Source organism: Gallibacterium faecale (assembly GCF_027920745.1).
GTDB classification, from domain to species: Bacteria; Pseudomonadota; Gammaproteobacteria; order Enterobacterales; family Pasteurellaceae; genus Gallibacterium; species Gallibacterium faecale.
In genome coordinates this window covers 20,024-37,124 of record NZ_JAQIBB010000048.1, presented here as the reverse complement: position 1 = coordinate 37,124, position 17,101 = coordinate 20,024, and the positions used below count along the sequence as shown (strand labels likewise).

The 17,101-nt window shown below is 36.9% G+C and carries 17 protein-coding genes; 13 read left to right on the top strand and 4 right to left on the bottom strand.

What is annotated here, in order from left to right; all coding sequences use genetic code 11:
* On the top strand, positions 1-821 hold an 821-nt coding region (locus tag PF272_RS04565; protein WP_271141795.1), incomplete at its 5' end, for an autotransporter outer membrane beta-barrel domain-containing protein.
* A gap of 169 nt (positions 822-990) precedes the next feature.
* On the opposite strand, the gene PF272_RS04560 is transcribed toward PF272_RS04565, so the two are convergent.
* Together PF272_RS04560 and clpB are read right to left on the bottom strand one after the other, a co-directional pair.
* The gene (locus tag PF272_RS04560) at positions 991-1,791 is read right to left on the bottom strand and encodes a class I SAM-dependent methyltransferase (protein ID WP_271141794.1); all 801 of its coding nucleotides are present in this window, start codon (positions 1,789-1,791) and stop codon (positions 991-993) included.
* A 116-nt stretch (positions 1,792-1,907) separates the two neighbouring features.
* Positions 1,908-4,481, bottom strand: coding sequence for an ATP-dependent chaperone ClpB (clpB, locus tag PF272_RS04555; protein ID WP_271141793.1), 2,574 nt, complete (start codon positions 4,479-4,481; stop codon positions 1,908-1,910).
* A gap of 211 nt (positions 4,482-4,692) precedes the next feature.
* On the opposite strand from clpB, the gene PF272_RS04550 reads away from it, so the two are divergent.
* From PF272_RS04550 to htpG, 3 genes are all read left to right on the top strand, one after another.
* Positions 4,693-5,223: a SprT family zinc-dependent metalloprotease gene (locus PF272_RS04550; RefSeq protein ID WP_271141792.1), complete on the top strand. Its 531-nt coding sequence runs from the start codon at positions 4,693-4,695 to the stop codon at positions 5,221-5,223.
* Between the two features lie 42 nt (positions 5,224-5,265).
* Positions 5,266-5,841 (top strand): opacity family porin, encoded by a 576-nt coding sequence (locus tag PF272_RS04545; RefSeq protein WP_271141791.1) that lies wholly within the window; start codon positions 5,266-5,268, stop codon positions 5,839-5,841.
* 167 nt (positions 5,842-6,008) lie between these two features.
* Positions 6,009-7,895 (top strand): molecular chaperone HtpG, encoded by a 1,887-nt coding sequence (gene htpG / locus PF272_RS04540; RefSeq protein ID WP_271141790.1) that lies wholly within the window; start codon positions 6,009-6,011, stop codon positions 7,893-7,895.
* 168 nt (positions 7,896-8,063) lie between these two features.
* On the opposite strand, the gene radC is transcribed toward htpG, so the two are convergent.
* Positions 8,064-8,738 (bottom strand): RadC family protein, encoded by a 675-nt coding sequence (gene radC / locus PF272_RS04535; protein WP_271141798.1) that lies wholly within the window; start codon positions 8,736-8,738, stop codon positions 8,064-8,066.
* A 208-nt stretch (positions 8,739-8,946) separates the two neighbouring features.
* Between radC and coaBC the strand changes: the two genes are divergently transcribed.
* The 6 genes from coaBC to PF272_RS04505 are packed head-to-tail and all read left to right on the top strand — an operon-like array spanning position 8,947 to position 12,973.
* Positions 8,947-10,176, top strand: coding sequence for a bifunctional phosphopantothenoylcysteine decarboxylase/phosphopantothenate--cysteine ligase CoaBC (coaBC, locus tag PF272_RS04530; RefSeq protein WP_271141789.1), 1,230 nt, complete (start codon positions 8,947-8,949; stop codon positions 10,174-10,176).
* On the top strand, positions 10,163-10,615 hold the full coding sequence (gene dut, locus PF272_RS04525) for a dUTP diphosphatase (RefSeq protein ID WP_065234219.1): 453 nt from the start codon (positions 10,163-10,165) through the stop codon (positions 10,613-10,615). Before coaBC ends, dut begins: the two co-directional genes overlap by 14 nt.
* The gene (slmA, locus tag PF272_RS04520; protein ID WP_065234199.1) at positions 10,590-11,219 is read left to right on the top strand and encodes a nucleoid occlusion factor SlmA; all 630 of its coding nucleotides are present in this window, start codon (positions 10,590-10,592) and stop codon (positions 11,217-11,219) included. The genes dut and slmA overlap by 26 nt, the downstream gene beginning before the upstream one ends.
* An 8-nt stretch (positions 11,220-11,227) precedes the next feature.
* Positions 11,228-11,467 (top strand): YheU family protein, encoded by a 240-nt coding sequence (locus PF272_RS04515; protein ID WP_065234200.1) that lies wholly within the window; start codon positions 11,228-11,230, stop codon positions 11,465-11,467.
* A 45-nt stretch (positions 11,468-11,512) separates the two neighbouring features.
* Positions 11,513-12,181, top strand: a complete 669-nt coding sequence (gene crp, locus PF272_RS04510) for a cAMP-activated global transcriptional regulator CRP (RefSeq protein ID WP_156540686.1) — start codon at positions 11,513-11,515, stop codon at positions 12,179-12,181.
* 36 nt (positions 12,182-12,217) lie between these two features.
* Complete coding sequence (locus tag PF272_RS04505) at positions 12,218-12,973, top strand: class I SAM-dependent methyltransferase (protein WP_271141797.1); 756 nt, start codon at positions 12,218-12,220, stop codon at positions 12,971-12,973.
* Between the two features lie 333 nt (positions 12,974-13,306).
* Here the strand turns inward: PF272_RS04505 and tsaA are convergent, their stop codons facing one another.
* The gene (gene tsaA / locus PF272_RS04500; protein WP_271141788.1) at positions 13,307-14,011 is read right to left on the bottom strand and encodes a tRNA (N6-threonylcarbamoyladenosine(37)-N6)-methyltransferase TrmO; all 705 of its coding nucleotides are present in this window, start codon (positions 14,009-14,011) and stop codon (positions 13,307-13,309) included.
* Between the two features lie 205 nt (positions 14,012-14,216).
* Between tsaA and PF272_RS04495 the strand changes: the two genes are divergently transcribed.
* From PF272_RS04495 to PF272_RS04485, 3 genes are all read left to right on the top strand, one after another.
* Positions 14,217-15,122, top strand: coding sequence for a 1,4-dihydroxy-2-naphthoate polyprenyltransferase (locus PF272_RS04495; RefSeq protein WP_271141787.1), 906 nt, complete (start codon positions 14,217-14,219; stop codon positions 15,120-15,122).
* Positions 15,123-15,154: 32 nt separating this feature from the next.
* Entirely contained in the window at positions 15,155-15,652 is a 498-nt protein-coding gene (rraA, locus tag PF272_RS04490) for a ribonuclease E activity regulator RraA (protein ID WP_271141786.1), read from the top strand.
* Positions 15,653-15,979: 327 nt separating this feature from the next.
* Positions 15,980-17,086 carry a hypothetical protein gene (locus PF272_RS04485; RefSeq protein WP_271141785.1) on the top strand — a complete coding sequence of 369 codons (1,107 nt, stop codon included), beginning with the start codon at positions 15,980-15,982 and terminating at the stop codon, positions 17,084-17,086.
* The last annotated feature ends 15 nt before the right edge of the window (positions 17,087-17,101 follow it).

Here is a 17,101-nt window from a genome sequence, read left to right as displayed (position 1 = left end):
GATTATATATGGATAATCTTAATCTCTTATCGGCTCAACGCACTTTATGGCAAAACCTTAATATTGAAAATAATCTATGGGTAGATTATCAACAGCAAAAATTGAGAACAAATATACAGAGTTTATCAAGTGAATCACAGACTAATCGTATTTTACTCGGACGCAGTACACCTGTTTTAAATGGAAGTTTTGGTGTACAAATTAGTTTAGGTCAGACAAGTTGGAAAGATAAATTAAATAATACTCAACATACTACCCATCATCAAACGACTTCTATTTCAATGGGCTATCGTTATACTGGCTTAGGTGTAGATTGGTTAACCTCTGTTGGTTATGGCTATATTTCAGGTAAAGTACAGACAGATCAAAAAGATACCTTTACAGCTCATCAATATACTGCAGGTATTGCGGTGAGTCGCCAATTTAGGTGGGATGATTTACAAGTTACGCCTACTGCTGGCTTGCAATATATCAGTGCCCATTCAGGAGGTAGTGCTAGTGCTCGTATTTTAGCGCTAAATGCCTCCCAATTAACTTTACATTTAGGCTTAGCAACAGAGTATATGTTGCGAGATAACTTAAAAGCTTATTTAAAAGTAGGATTTGAACGAGATATCAAGCAAGTAAATAAGCAGACTGTTAGTGATCTAACGATTGAGTATCAATCTGATGTTGCAATGCCAACGAATCATTTTACAGTGAAATTGGGAACAGATTGGAATATCACGGAACGTTGGAAAATTGGTGCTTCTTATGAATATTCGACTTCACAACAGTGGCGTTCTCATAATTTAAACCTTTCAACATCCTATTATTATTGATTGCATCAGTGGCTGCACAACTCAAGAAACGCATGATGATAGAAGCTATCATTATGCGTTTTCTAATTTATTGGCTCATTATCAAATTAATCTAGATGAAATAAAATCCTCACAGATCAATATGATGCGAGGATTTTTTCTTTGGTTAAAAGGTATAGTCTATAAAAGTTCACACTCGCCAAGAAATCAAAGCCCATTGTTGTTGACCATGCTTAATTGGCTGTTGAGATTTTATTCTTTCATTGTAAAAGTTTTCTAGGCATATTTTTTCATTTTCAGTAAGCTGTCCAAGGGTAAATTCAACAGACTTTAAGAGATCCAGATAGCTTTCACCTTGATAGTGGGAAATCTGTGTATCAATAAAGTGAACTTCGGCCTGAATACCTCGCTGATAAAGGCGGTTTAACCAGTAAATATAGGTTGGGAAACCGCTTGGTTGGCGACCTATTGCCGTAAAAATATCAGGATCTAAAAAACTAGGTTGAGTAATGGCAGTCAGATAAACGCACTTTCGTGCTTTTTGGGTAATTTTATCAATCGCATCATCAAGATCATTAACAAGGGTGGAACGTGAAGCAACAACTATATCTGTTGTAGGAATGTGCTGCCAATTTTCTTCCCAAGCTGTATGAATAGGTGTGATATTGGATAAATTTAAGCGTTGCTGATAATTGGCTAAGACGGATAGCATCCCTTGGCTGTAATCTAACGCATAAACGTGCTGACACTGTTTGGCGAGTGGTAAAGACAGTGTACCAGGTCCACATCCTATATCTAAAACGGTTTCATTAGGTTGGGCATTGATCAGTTGCAATAAGGTTTCTGTATAAAAATCGGTTTTTTCTACCAGATGTTTTGCCATTTTTTCGGCTTTTTCGTCCCATTTTTCTGCTGAAATGTGATGATTTTGGCAAGAAGCAAGGTGTTGGTGATAAAGGATAGCAAAATTAATATCAAAGATTGTTTTCATCCTAACATTCCTTATCAGTAATCAGCAGAAAATAATGAACGTTAAGAGTGTAACGAGAATGGTAAGAAAAAGAAACCACCATCAGCATTTGACTGATGGTGGTGTAAGATGATGAATTATTGTTTTGCAATCATTTTGCCATCGGCAAAACTAATTGCGATAGTTTTATCTGGTAGTAATGCACCTGACAAAATTTGTTGTGCAAGTGGATTTTCGACTAAATTTTGGATTGCACGTTTTAATGGTCTTGCACCATAAATTGGATCGTAACCGACCTCACCGAGGTAATCTAACGCTTGATCGGTAAAGTGTAAGAGATAACCATGTTCTTGCATCCGTTTAATTAAGCGACCTAATTGAATTGAAGCAATCGCACGGATGTTCTCTTTACCAAGTGGGTGGAATACAACACTTTCATCAATACGATTAATAAATTCAGGACGGAAATGTTGTCCTACTACTGACATCACTACTTCTTTCATTTCACCATAATCAAGATTTTGGGCTTGAGATTGGATTAAATCTGAACCTAAGTTTGATGTCATAATCACCACTGTATTACGGAAATCCACAGTACGACCTTGACCATCAGTTAAACGTCCATCATCTAAGACTTGTAATAAAATGTTAAACACATCACGGTGTGCTTTTTCGACTTCATCTAACAAAATAACAGAATATGGACGACGACGTACGGCTTCGGTCAAGTAACCGCCTTCTTCATAACCGACATAGCCTGGAGGTGCGCCGACTAAACGTGAAACGGAATGTTTTTCCATAAATTCAGACATATCAATACGCACCATTGCATCTTCGCTATCAAACATAAAGTTTGCTAAGGTCTTGCAAAGTTCTGTTTTACCTACCCCAGTTGGTCCTAAGAAGAGGAATGATCCAATTGGACGGTTAGGATCTGCTAAACCAGCACGACTACGGCGAATTGCATTAGCCACGGCTTCTACGGCTTCATTTTGACCAATAACACGTTTGTGTAACTCTTCTTCCATTCGTAATAGTTTTTCTTTTTCCCCTTCCATCATACGAGCAACTGGAATACCTGTTGCGCGAGAAAGCACTTCTGCAATCTCCTCATCAGTAACACGATAACGTAATAAGGTCATCTCTTTGCCTTCGGCACTTTCCGCTTGTTCTAATTGTTTTTCCAAGTTAGGAATGGTGCTGTATTTTAATTCGGACATTTTTGCAATATCACCTGCACGATATGCTTGTTCCATCTGGGTTTTCGCATTATCTAACTCAGATTTAATGTGTTGTGCACCAGAAAGAGCTGCCTTTTCACTTTTCCAAACTTCTTCTAGCTCAGAATACTCTTTTTCTTTTTCATTCAACTCTTTTTCAAGCATTTCTAAACGTTTATGGCTCGCTTCATCTTCCTCTTTTTGTAACGCTTGTTGTTCAAGTTTTAATTGAATAATACGGCGTTCCAATTTATCCAATGGTTGAGGTTTAGAGTCGATTTCCATACGAATACTTGAAGCCGCTTCATCAATTAAATCAATCGCTTTATCTGGTAACTGACGATCAGAAATATAGCGGTGAGATAAGGTTGCTGCGGCGACAATCGCTGGGTCAGTAATTTGTACATGGTGGTGGATTTCATAACGCTCTTTTAGACCACGCAAAATTGCAATCGTATCTTCCACACTCGGTTCATCGACTAATACTTTTTGGAAACGGCGCTCTAAAGCAGCATCTTTTTCAATATATTGACGGTATTCATCTAAAGTGGTTGCCCCGACACAGTGTAATTCACCACGTGCAAGAGATGGTTTTAATAGGTTACCTGCATCCATCGCACCATCGGTTTTACCTGCGCCAACCATGGTATGAATTTCATCAATAAATAAAATGATACGACCTTCTTCTTTAGCCAACTCATTCAATACGGCTTTAAGACGTTCTTCAAACTCACCACGATATTTAGCACCAGCGATTAACGCTCCCATATCAAGAGAAAGTACCCGTTTATGGCGTAATCCTTCTGGGACTTCTCCATTTACGATACGTTGAGCAAGCCCTTCAACAATCGCTGTTTTACCTACCCCAGGTTCACCAATTAACACTGGGTTATTTTTTGTACGGCGTTGCAACACTTGAATAGTACGGCGAATTTCATCATCACGCCCAATCACAGGATCTAACTTGCCACTTTCCGCTCTTGCTGTTAAATCAATCGTATATTTTTGTAATGCTTGGCGAGTTTCTTCTGCACCAGCATCATTTACATTTTCACCGCCACGCATTTTATCAATACTTGCGATTAAATTTTGTTTAGTAAGTCCGCTTTTCTTTAGCAGGTCACTCAGTTTGTCAGAGCTGTCTAAGGCGGCTAATACAAAAAGTTCAGAAGAGATAAATTTGTCATTGCGTTGTTGAGCGAATTTATCGCATAAATTCAACATTCTGACTAAAGCAGGTGAAACTTGTACATCACCACTATTACCCGATACACGCGGTAAACGATCAATTTCTTGATTAATAGTTTGGCGTAATTGCGCAGCATTCACGCCAGCAGCAGTAAGTAAAGGTGCGATTGAGCCACCATCTTGTTGTAGCAATGCACTCATTAAGTGTAATGGTTCAATATATTGCTGATCTTTCCCGATAGCGAGAGATTGTGCCTCAGCTAAAGCCTGTTGGAATTTGGTAGTAAATTTCTCGATATTCATATAATCCTCCTCGACAATCATTTGTCTTTCGCGAGGCATAAGATGGGTATGCCTTAATCGCTTTCAAGGGAATTACTAAAAATTTATATGCAAAAAGTTGAATATGGTTAAGAAGATTATTGATAAGATAAGGTTGAGATGACAAAGCGGAAAAAGATCCGTTAAGATCATCTGCTTTAATTAAGTAGTAACCAAAATATTACAGAGCCTAATGACAACACAACAAGAACGACATCTCCATTTACAAGTAAATCGAAAATTATCCCACTGCTTGCAACTGGCACAGGATTGTTTTCAATGTGAATTTCCTCGTCCAGCCGTGAGTTATCAATTACGAGGAGTAAAAGCAGGTGTGGCTTATTTACGAGAATGGGAAATTCGTTTGAATCCCGTGTTATTACTAGAAAATCAACAAGCGTTTATTGATCAGGTTGTGCCACATGAATTGGCTCATTTAGTGGTCTATCAACTATTTGGACGAGTACCGCCACATGGGAAAGAGTGGAAAATGGTCATGACAGAAGTGTTTGGGGTGCCAGCTGAAACCAAACATCAATTTGCGGTACAAAGTGTGCAAGGTAAAACGTATCGTTATCGTTGTGCTTGCCAAATTCACTATTTAAGTATTCGCAGACATAATAAAGTCCTGCGTGGCGGAGTAGAATATTTCTGTAAACAGTGTAAGACAAGGTTACGGTTTGAAAAAGTTGAAACAAGAGATACTAAATTTAAAAAATCGTGATATATTGCACCAGATTTATTTGATCAAATAAGGAGAGAGCAAATGAAAAAACTATTAGCCGTTGCATTAGGTGCATTAGTAGTTGCATCAGCAGCCAATGCAGAAGTTTATGTCCAAGGTGATTTAGGCTACTCAAAATTAAAAACTTCAGGTCTTGCTCATGGCAATATTAGCGATAGCAATTTAGAACCAAGTATTGCGGTCGGTTATAAAATGGGTGATTGGCGTGCTGCGGTAGATTATACAAATTATGGCAAAGCGAAAGGTAGCTATAATGACGGCACAGTAAAAGGACATACTAAAGCTAAAGCGCAAGGTTTTGGGGTATCTGCAATTTATGATATTGATTTAAATGCACCAATTAAACCTTATGTAGGAGCGCGTTTATCAGCTAATAGCGTAAAAGTAACAGATTCTTATGTAGATAATGCAGGAAGAAATTTTAATGATAAAGATTCTTCAACAAAATTAGGCTATGGTGCTATGGTTGGGGCAAATTATGGTTTAGCGCCGAGTTTAGATCTTAACACTGCTTTAGAATATAACCGTTTAGGTAATTGGAGTGGTGTTAAATTAAACCAATATGGCTTAAAAGTAGGGCTTAAATATTCATTCTAAGTTAGAGCTATGTTGTGGAAAAAGTGTGATCGATATCGATCGCACTTTTTTATTGCCTAAAATCTTGAAATCGACATTTTTATACCTATTTTATGCAGCCGATGTGTGACGATTATGTCAGCATAATTGATTAAAGTATGTTGGTTGATATCTAGAAAGGAAAATATATGAGTAAGAATCAAGAAACGAGAGGCTTTCAATCAGAAGTTAAACAACTTCTGCAATTAATGATCCATTCACTTTATTCTAATAAAGAGATCTTTTTAAGAGAGCTTATTTCTAATGCTTCTGATGCTGCTGATAAACTTCGTTTTAAAGCATTATCTGCACCAGAATTATATGAGGGCAATGGTGATTTAAAAGTAAGAATTAGCTTTGATGCAGATAAAGGTACCTTAACAATTAGTGATAATGGGATTGGTATGACCCGTGAGCAAGCGATTGAACATCTCGGTACTATTGCGAAATCAGGGACTAAAGAATTTTTATCTTCATTAGGTTCAGAACAGGCGAAAGATAGCCAACTTATTGGACAATTTGGGGTTGGTTTTTATTCAGCGTTTATTGTGGCAGATAAAGTAACGGTAAAAACACGTGCTGCAGGTGTGAGTGCGGAACAAGGGGTACTTTGGGAATCTGCGGGTGAAGGTGAGTTTAGTGTTGCGGATATTGAGAAAAAAGAACGTGGTACAGAAATTACCTTACATTTACGTGAAGATGAAAAAGAGTTCTTAAATGAGTGGCGTTTGCGTGAAATTATTGGCAAATATTCTGATCATATTGGCTTACCAGTAGAAATCTTAACCAAAGAATATGATGAAGAAGGTAAAGAAACAGGCGTTAAATGGGAAAAAATTAATAAAGCTCAAGCGCTTTGGACGCGTTCTAAGTCAGAAATTAGTGATGAAGAATATAAAGAATTTTATAAACATTTAAGCCATGATTTTGCTGACCCAATGCTATGGGCGCATAATAAAGTTGAAGGAAATCAAGAATATACTAGCCTATTATATTTACCAGCAAAAGCACCGTGGGATCTCTTCAATCGTGAACAAAAACACGGTTTGAAATTGTATGTACAACGTGTCTTTATCATGGATGATGCAGAACAATTTATGCCGAATTACTTACGCTTTATTAAAGGCTTAATTGATTCCAATGATCTGCCATTAAATGTTTCTCGTGAAATTCTACAAGACAATAAAGTAACTGCGGCGTTACGTAAAGCATTGACTAAACGTGCGTTAGGAATGTTAGAAAAATTAGCGAAAGATGAAGACAAAACGAAATATCAACAATTCTGGCAAGAATTTGGTTTGGTATTAAAAGAAGGACCAGCAGAAGACCCAGCTAATAAAGAAGAAATTGCGAAATTATTACGTTTTGCTTCAACCCATAATGAGAGCAGCGAACAAACTGTTTCGTTGACTGATTATGTGGCACGGATGAAAGAAGGACAAAAAGCTATTTATTACATCACTGCGGATAGCTATATGGCAGCGAAAAATAGCCCACATTTAGAGATCTTCAATAAGAAAGGCATTGAAGTATTACTGCTATCTGATCGTATTGATGAATGGATGCTAAGCTATCTCACAGAATTTGATGGTAAGCCATTACAAACAATTACTAAGTCTGATCTTGATCTTGGCGATTTAGCGGATAAAGAGGAAGAGGATAAACAAAAAGAAGAAGCTCAAGAGTTCGCTTCATTTATTGAACGCGTTAAAACCTTATTAGGTGAACGAGTCAAAGATGTTCGTTTAACTCACCGTTTAAGTGAAACGCCTGCGATTGTATCAACAGATAGCGATCAAATGACGACACAAATGGCGAAGTTATTTGCCGCAGCAGGGCAAAAAATGCCAGAAGTGAAATATACTTTTGAGCTTAACCCAGAACATAGTTTAGTAAAAAAAGTGGCGGATATTGCTGATGAACAACAATTTGCAGAGTGGATTGAGTTGTTATTCGATCAAGCGTTGTTAGCAGAACGAGGCACGCTAGAAAATCCAGCCGCATTTATTAAACGTATTAATCAGTTATTAGGTTAATTGGTTGTTTATGAGATGAAGCCTAACGGGATGTTAGGCTTCAAAATAGAATAAATTATCAGACTGATAACAAACCTGAAATTGCTCACAAATCTAATAAATGTTAGTTAGAGCAAAAATAGCTAAAAAATATTAAATAGACTTTGTCATTAAACTGAATTTAGATTTCTATTTATCCGAAATTTGTTTAATTAATCCCTCCTCACAAAACGACAACACCTGATTTTTCCCCACAATTAAATGATCTAATACTCGAATATCTACTAATTGACAGGCTTGCTGAATATTATGCGTAATATGAATATCCTGTTGGCTTGGTGTGGTGATTCCTGAAGGATGATTATGAGCAAGAATAATCGCTGCTGCATTGTATTGCAGTGCTGATTTAATGATTTCTCGTGGGTGGACTTGAGTACTATTGATTGTCCCTTGGAACAGGATATCTTGTCGTATTAGATAGTGTTGATTATCCAAAAATAACACCATAAACATTTCTCTTTGTTGCGTTGCCAATTCACTTTGTACATACAGTTTGGCAAATTCAATGTTATTAAATAGTGGTTGTTGTTGTAATTCTTGAGAAAGGTAACGTTTTGTCATTTCGACACAAGCTTGGAGTTGTACATATTGCGTTGTTCCAAGACCTTTTACCGCACAGAATTGATCGAGTGAAGCAGTTAATAATGCACGTAATGAGCCAAAATGAGCAAGGGTATTGGCTGCTAAAGTTATCACTGGGCATTGCTTAAACCCAGTACGTAAAAAGATAGCGAGTAATTCTTGATCACTAAGCGATTCGACACCTTGTTGCAACAATTTTTCTCGAGGCATTAAATTAGACATAAGATTAAAAGTGAATGAAATAACAATGGCATCCAGCATAAAGTAGATTCATTCCGTAAAGAGTTTTTTTGATCTGTTATGGAAGAGGGATCGTAAAACAGGAAAAAATCATTTTTTAAGTGAATAAGTCGCTGGGTAAATTGGCAGGGTAGTAAATATCCAGTAGAATGATTCATCTTTTGTTGTTTTTTCTAGAGGTTATCAACCAGTGGATAATTTTCTCCAACAGAAACGTATTGTTGTCGGTATTACTGGCGGTATTGCTGCTTATAAAACAATTGAATTTATCCGTTTATTACGTAAACAAAATGCAGAAGTTAGAGTTGTGTTAACTGAAGCAGCCTCTCACTTTGTTTCTCCTCTTACTCTACAAGCGATCTCAGGGAATGCTGTTTCTCAATCTTTATTTGATCCTCAAGCTGAATTAGCAATGGGGCATATTGAGTTGGCTAAATGGGCGGATGCGATTGTGATTGCCCCAGCAACGGCAGATTTTCTTGCACGTTTTAATTTAGGAATGGCGAATGATCTACTCACCACATTATGTTTAGCAACACAGGCACCTATTTTTGTTGCACCAGCAATGAACCAACAAATGTATGCTCAAGCGGTGGTCCAACAACATATTAAAAGTTTACAACAAAGAGGTATAACGATTATTGGACCGAATAGTGGTGCCCAGGCGTGTGGTGATATCGGAGCGGGTAGAATGTCAGAGCCAGCAGAAATTTTTACTGCGGTTACCCAGACATTTTGTGCAGAAAAAACATTAAGTGGTCTAAAAGTGGCGATTACTGCGGGGCCAACACAAGAACCAATAGATCCTGTTCGTTATATTTCGAATTATAGTTCGGGTAAAATGGGATATGCGATAGCAAAAGCTTTTGCTATGCAAGGTGCAGATGTGACTTTGATTAGTGGACCAGTGAATTTAGCTGTGCCGCAAGGAGTAAACTTAATTTCGGTAACGACGGCACAACAAATGTGGCAGCAATCGTTACAAGCAGCAACAAATCATCAAATTTTTATTGGTTGTGCGGCCGTAGCAGATTATCGAGTAGCTGAAATTGCTACGCAAAAAATAAAGAAAACCGGGGATGAATTAACATTAAAATTAATAAAAAATCCTGATATTATTGCCGACGTTGGCCATCTCAAAGAAAATCGACCTTTTACGGTAGGGTTTGCGGCTGAAACGCAAGATGTTGAAAATTATGCAAAAGATAAATTAGTTCGTAAGCAATTAGATTTAATTTGTGCTAATGATGTGTCGATTGCTGGACAAGGATTTAGTAGCGATAATAATGCGTTACAACTTTTTTGGCATGATGGAAATATCAGTTTGCCTCTGACAGATAAGCAACAATTAGCAGAACAATTGGTTAGTCATATTATTAATCTCTATCAAAAAAACAAAAATTATGATGAAAAAAATTGATGTAAAAATTCTTGATTCTCGTATCGGGAATGAATTTCCACTCCCGAGTTATGCAACAGAGGGATCCGCTGGTTTAGACTTACGTGCTTTGATTGATGAAAAAATTATCTTACAACCAGGTGAAACCCGTTTAATTCCCACAGGACTTTCCATTTATATTGCCGATCCGAATTTAGCAGCTGTGATTTTGCCTCGTTCTGGATTAGGTCATAAACATGGCATTGTGTTAGGAAATTTAGTGGGATTAATCGATTCTGATTATCAAGGACCATTAATGATCTCAGCTTGGAATCGTAGCGAACAGCCATTTACGATTGAAGTTGGGGATCGAATTGCGCAGCTTGTGTTTGTGCCTGTTGTACAAGCTGAATTTAATATCGTCACTGATTTTGAGCAAACAGAACGAGGCAGCGGTGGATTTGGTCATACAGGAAAATAAGCCTAAAAAGAAGATTGAAAAGCGATCTTTAGCGGCAAGACGGCAACAAGTATTAACGATTGTTGCCCATTTATTACATTCTGAGCAGGGAATGGAACGTATTACAACTGCAAAACTAGCGGAAGCAGTGGGCGTATCTGAAGCTGCGTTGTATCGTTACTTTCCAAGTAAAACAAAAATTTTTGAAGCCTTGATTGAGCAAATTGAAACGGTGTTATTACAACGGATTACTCAGTCAATGAAAATGCAAACGGATACAAAAATGCGAGTGCATGATATTTTGCAGATGGTATTAACCTTTGCACAAAAGAACCCAGGTTTAACTCGGATTTTAACTGGTCATGCATTAATGTTTGAAGATAAAGCATTACAGATCCGGGTAGCGACATTTTTTGATCGTTTGGAATTACAGTTAGTCAATGTATTGCAAATGCGAAAGTTACGAGAAGGTCGCGGTTTTAAAGTTGATGAGCGTACTATTGCAGGACATTTAGTTTTATTATGTGAGGGACAATTTATGCGGTATGTCCGTTCAAATTTCCGTCATTTACCAAGTCAAGATTTTGCGACTCAGTGGCAATTAATTGAACCATTATTGGATTAGGTTAAATGATGATTATTCCGTGGGAACAGCTAAGCGATACCGCATTACATAATATTGTACAGAGTTTCATTTTACGAGAAGGTACAGATTATGGCGTGCGTGAATTAACGTTAGCGGAAAAAGAAGCACGATTATTAAAACAGATTAAATCAGGTGAGGTCGTGATTGTGTGGTCAGAACTACATCAATCATTAGATCTCAAGGAAAAACGGGAATTTTTAAGACAACCTAAGCAAAATATGCTATAAAAACAGTGTCTTAAATCTCGATTCAATCTCATAAGTGTTGGTGGTATGGATATGAAAGAAGAAATTGAAATGCAACAGGATGATACGGGAATAGCACATGCAGGTGACCCGACTTTAGAATGGTTTTTATCTCATTGCCACATTCACAAATATCCCTCAAAAAGTACATTAATCAATGCCGGTGAAAAAGCAGAAACCTTATATTATTTAATTAAAGGTTCTGTTGCTGTTTTAGTGAAAGATGATGAAGGGAAAGAGATGATCCTTTCTTATTTGAGCCAAGGTGAGTTCTTTGGTGAAATCGGTTTGTTTGAAGAAGTTAAAGTACGGACTGCATGGGTGAAAGCAAAAACAACTTGTGAAGTTGCTGAAATTTCTTATAAAAAATTCCGTCAGTTAATTCAAGTTAATCCTGAGATCTTGATGTATCTCACAGCACAATTAGCACGCCGTTTACAAAATACCTCTAAACAAGTGAGTAACTTGGCGTTCTTAGATGTTACCGGACGTATTGCTCAAACGTTATTGCATTTAGCAAAAATGCCAGAAGCAATGACACATCCGGAAGGGATGCAAATCAAAATTACTCGCCAAGAAATTGGGCAAATTGTTGGTTGTTCCCGAGAAACAGTGGGACGTATTTTAAAGATGTTAGAAGATCAAGGATTGATTTCTGCACATGGAAAAACCATTGTAGTTTATGGTACGAGGTAATAAACCACGTATTTATCTAACGATTAAGGAAATATGATGAAAAAAGAAGAAATGGGGCATAATTTTTTAGCTCGTTTAGGTAAAACTCGTCTTCGTCCAGGTGGGAGAAAAGGAACAGATTGGCTGATCGCTAACGCAGATTTCAACAAAGATAAAAAAGTACTTGAAGTTGCGTGTAATATGGGAACGACTGCGATTGGTTTAGCGAGTCAATTTGGTTGTCAGATCGAAGGTGTAGATCTTGATGAGCAAGCATTAGCAAAAGCACAAAAAAATATTAGTGAAGCAAAATTGGAGCATCTTATTCATGTGCAACGTGCTAATGCGATGAAATTACCTTTCGCAGATAATTCGTTTGATGTTGTGATTAATGAAGCAATGTTGACTATGTTGCCAATTGAAGCAAAACAAAAAGCGGTAGCAGAATATTTTCGCGTATTAAAGCCAGGTGGTTTTTTATTAACCCATGATGTGATGTTATTAGAACCTAATTCAGAGGCAATCTTATCTGTGTTGCGTGATGTGATTAATGTAAGTGTAACACCATTAACAAAAGAAGATTGGAAAGTCTTATTTAAATCAGCAGGTTTTAGTAATGTGGATACTTACTCTGGAGAGATGACATTATTGTCACCTAAAGGAATGATCCATGATGAAGGTGTATTGGGAACATTAAAAATTGTGAGAAATGCACTTAAATCAGAAAATCGTGCAACGTTTAAAAAGAAGTTTAAATTCTTTAATGATCCACAAAATAAACTGCATTTTATTGCAGTATGCAGTCAAAAATAAGACTAAGACAATGGAAGCGGTCTTGATTATTCAAGACTGCAGACTATTGATAAATCTAAATTTAATCACAAAATTTAATAAATGTTTATTGGGCTCCCTCTCACACTTGCCCGAATGTAAATAAGATTTTCAGGCAAAAAAAGTGATCATTTTTCGAACGTAGTGAGAAAAATCTCTGTTTTTTGCCGCCCGGAAAATCTTATTGGAATGAGGAGTAGCAAGTGTGCGAGGGTGTGTTTCTTTTGCTTCGTTTTCTTTACACAAGTAAAGAAAATGAAGTCGCCCTTTAGGGCGAAACCTAAATACTAATTACAGCAAAATAGCTAAAAAATATTAAATAGATTTTGTCAAAGCGAGAACTTCAATGGTTTGTACTGAACGCATTCGCCATTGAATATTAATATCCCACAAGGTCATGCCATAAATCCGATCAGAAATCTGTCTTTGCTGATAGGCAGGGCGAGGATCTTGCTGTAATACTTCGGTAATTAATAATAATAAATCAGGGTATTGCGAAGCTAAGATAGTCGCTTGTTGTTTAGCTGCTGGAGTAAAAATCACCTGTAATGTTGCTTCAGGTTTAGTCTGAGCAAAACTAGATTGAGCAAGAGGCTCACTATCTGCATAAGCGAGATAGGGTTTAATATCAAAAATAGGTGTACCATTGACGAGATCAACACTCCCTAAATGTAATCGTACTTTCCCTTGTTTAATCTCAATATGGTTTAGACGAACTTTAGATAAACCGAGTGGATTAGGACGATGAGTAGAACGAGAGGCAAATACACCAATACGTTGGTTGCCGCCTAAACGAGGTGGACGCACTGTGGGTGACCACTTGCCAACAGGGATACGGTCAAATTGGAAAATAAGCCATAAGTGTGAAAATTGTTCTAAGCCCCTGACACATTCGGGGACATTATAAGGGGGTAATAATTCTAAGATTCCTGTGCCATGTTTCACCAAGTCAGGTTGGCGAGGTACGGAAAATTTTTCTGTATAAGGGGTATAGATAGTTGCAATAGGCTGTAATTGCATAATAGTTTTGCCTCTTATGCCAATAAATAAGTAGTTAGCGTAAATAAGCTTGAAATCAGTGAGTTAAGAGCTTGTACCAAGCACAGATTTGGATTGAATTCACTATACAATCAAATCAATTCGGGTAAAATGACCAACTTATTTTATAAGAACAACTCTTTTACGCATAGTGTTGCGATAAGAATTGATAAATCTAGAGAAATTAATGAAACCAAGCAAATGTAAAATGTGGTTAGAAACCGCAAGACCAAAAACTTTGCCATTAGCGATAGCTTCTATCGTCACTGGTTCTGCTTTAGCACATTATTATCAGCAATTTAACGGGATTGTTGCTTTTTTAGCGTTAGTGACCGCAACGTTATTACAGATTGTATCTAACTTTGCTAATGATTATGGCGATCATGTTAAAGGTTCTGATACCGCTGAGCGTATCGGTCCATTAAGAGGGATTCAACAAGGGGTAATCAGTTTTGCTCAATTACGGGTAGGATTAATTTTAGTCACGTTAGCAAGTATGGTGTCAGGCGTTGCTTTAATCGCTGTTTCTTGTCAAACATGGAATGATGTGTTGGCGTTTGTTGTGCTGGGCGTATTAGCGATTATTGCTTCAATTACTTATACTGTTGGTAAAAAACCTTATGGATATATGGGGTTAGGTGATATTTCTGTTTTTATTTTCTTTGGTTTGCTTGGCGTAGGTGGCACATTTTATTTGCAAGCACATCAGTTGAGCCATAGTATCTTTTTACCTGCAATGATGTCTGGTTTTTTAGCAGTTGCTGTGTTAAATATCAATAATTTACGCGATGTAGAACAAGATAAAAAATCAGGTAAAAATACGTTAATTGTACGCATTGGAGCGAAGTATGGCTGCTATTATCATATTGCGTTACTGACGTTAGCTGTACTTTGTGCATTATCATTTGCTATCTATTACTTTCAACACTGGTACAGTTTCTTATTTATTGTTATTTTGCCATTGTTGATAAAACACGCAGTTTTTGTATTACGCCATAAAGATGCGATAGAATTACGCCCAATGCTTGCACAAATGGCTAAACTAGCACTATTATTTAACATTATTTTTAGTTTAGGACTGTACTTAGAGTAGGGTTCTAAAGTTTATTAACAAAGGAAAACACAATGAGAATTGACACATCAGAACTTTGCGATATTTACTTGGATCAAGTTGATGTTGTTGACCCAATTTTTTCTAGTTTCGGCGGTATTTCAGCATTTTCAGGAAAAATTACCACAATCAAATGTTTTGAAAGCAATGGTTTAATTGCAGAAGTATTAGAAGAAGATGGACATGGACGAGTATTATTGATTGATGGTGGTGGTGCGGTACGCCGTGCGTTGATTGATGCCGAGTTGGCGCAATTAGCTGCAGATAACGGCTGGGAAGGCATTATTGTGTATGGTGCGGTACGTCAAATTGACCAATTAGAAAATATTGATATTGGTATTCAAGCACTAGCACCAATTCCAGTATCAGCAGATGAACAAATGACAGGTGAAGTTGATGTGCCAGTCAATTTTGGTGGCGTTTCCTTCCTTCCAGAAGATTTTGTATATGCAGATTTAACTGGAATTATCCTTTCACCAGAACAGTTAGAATTGCCGGAAGAAGATAATTAATCGCAACATATTATTCTAAGCGTTACTCTTGGATCTGTACCTTAAAAATTGGAGTAAATTTCTCTCTAAATGAAGGTACAGATTTTTTATCACAAAATATATTCCCACTCCCCACCTTCGCTTTTCAAAATGTATGGAAGACAATGGTTTCCGGTGATGAGAAAAAGGGAAAAAAGACCTAAATCCGACGAAGTGAATAAACAGCAAAATTGATATTTTTCCTTTTGTTATCATCTATCTAAATTTTAATGGAGAAGATCCATTTTTCTATGATATTTCTGAAAATTATATTAGAATGCACCGTCATAAATTTTAGGAGGAATATGAATGTCTGACTCTTCTTCAAATAAACGGCGACTGTTCATTTTTATTGTATTAATCCCATTTGTCTTAGCTATTATTTATTACGCTTTATTTGCAGTAAACCGATATGTAAGTACCGCAGAAATTGCAGTACGTCAGACAGATAGCACTAATTCTGCAATTAATAGCCCAGGTTTAGCTTTATTACTTGGTTCTGTCAATCCTACCTCTCGTGAAGAAACCTTATATTTACGTCAATATATTATCTCTAACGATATGCTTCAAATCTTAGAAGAGAAGATAGGCTGGTTAGATCATTATACCTCTGTGAATCATGACCCATTATATTGGTTAAGTAAAAGCGCACCACAATCTGAAGTCTTAAAGTTTTATCAACGCGTGGTGCAAGTACATTACGATACAGAGACCGGTTTATTAAAAGTTGAAGTTCAGGCTTTTGATCCTGAGTATTCACAAAAAGTATTAGAGACAATTCTTAAAGAGAGTGAGCGTTTTGTAAATGAGTTATCACATAGGATGACGCGAGATCAACTCACTTTTGTAGAAAAAGAGTTAGCTACCGCTAGAACAAATTATGAAGAAAAACGTGATGAACTTCTGCAATTTCAAGCACAAAATAATTTATTAAATGCAGAAGCTACAGCGACTTCACAATCAGAACTGATTGCTAGTATGGAAGCGACTTTAGCAACAGAAAAGGCAAAATTAACCACTTTATTATCTTCACTAAGTCCTCAATCTCCACAAGTTTTACAACAAAAACGAAAAATAACTGCGATTCAAGAACAACTTAAACAAGAAACTCAACGTCTTATTGCACAAGATGGTGGGACTAAATTGAATACAGTGGCCTCAAAATTTAGAGACCTTACTATTCAAGCTGGAATTGCAGAAGAGGCATATAAAGTAAGTTTAGCATCTTTAGAAAATACACGTATTGAAGTGAATAAGAAATTTCGTACGCTCGCTGTTGTGGTATCACCAAACTTACCTGAGGATGCAATTTATCCGGATGTTCCTTATAACTTGTTAACGATTTTAATATGTTTACTTGCTCTATTTGGTATTACTCGCTTTATTGTAGCAACTATTGAAGATCATCGAGATTAAGATAAGAAAGAGAAC

Coding starts and splice junctions, on each gene's coding strand:
- PF272_RS04560 (WP_271141794.1), bottom strand. CDS start 1,791: ATGAAAACAATCTTTGATATTAATTTTGCTATCCTTTATCACCAACAC.
- clpB (WP_271141793.1), bottom strand. CDS start 4,481: ATGAATATCGAGAAATTTACTACCAAATTCCAACAGGCTTTAGCTGAG.
- PF272_RS04550 (WP_271141792.1), top strand. CDS start 4,693: ATGACAACACAACAAGAACGACATCTCCATTTACAAGTAAATCGAAAA.
- PF272_RS04545 (WP_271141791.1), top strand. CDS start 5,266: ATGAAAAAACTATTAGCCGTTGCATTAGGTGCATTAGTAGTTGCATCA.
- htpG (WP_271141790.1), top strand. CDS start 6,009: ATGAGTAAGAATCAAGAAACGAGAGGCTTTCAATCAGAAGTTAAACAA.
- radC (WP_271141798.1), bottom strand. CDS start 8,738: ATGTCTAATTTAATGCCTCGAGAAAAATTGTTGCAACAAGGTGTCGAA.
- dut (WP_065234219.1), top strand. CDS start 10,163: ATGAAAAAAATTGATGTAAAAATTCTTGATTCTCGTATCGGGAATGAA.
- PF272_RS04515 (WP_065234200.1), top strand. CDS start 11,228: ATGATTATTCCGTGGGAACAGCTAAGCGATACCGCATTACATAATATT.
- crp (WP_156540686.1), top strand. CDS start 11,513: ATGGATATGAAAGAAGAAATTGAAATGCAACAGGATGATACGGGAATA.
- PF272_RS04505 (WP_271141797.1), top strand. CDS start 12,218: ATGAAAAAAGAAGAAATGGGGCATAATTTTTTAGCTCGTTTAGGTAAA.
- tsaA (WP_271141788.1), bottom strand. CDS start 14,011: ATGCAATTACAGCCTATTGCAACTATCTATACCCCTTATACAGAAAAA.
- PF272_RS04495 (WP_271141787.1), top strand. CDS start 14,217: ATGAAACCAAGCAAATGTAAAATGTGGTTAGAAACCGCAAGACCAAAA.
- rraA (WP_271141786.1), top strand. CDS start 15,155: ATGAGAATTGACACATCAGAACTTTGCGATATTTACTTGGATCAAGTT.
- PF272_RS04485 (WP_271141785.1), top strand. CDS start 15,980: ATGTCTGACTCTTCTTCAAATAAACGGCGACTGTTCATTTTTATTGTA.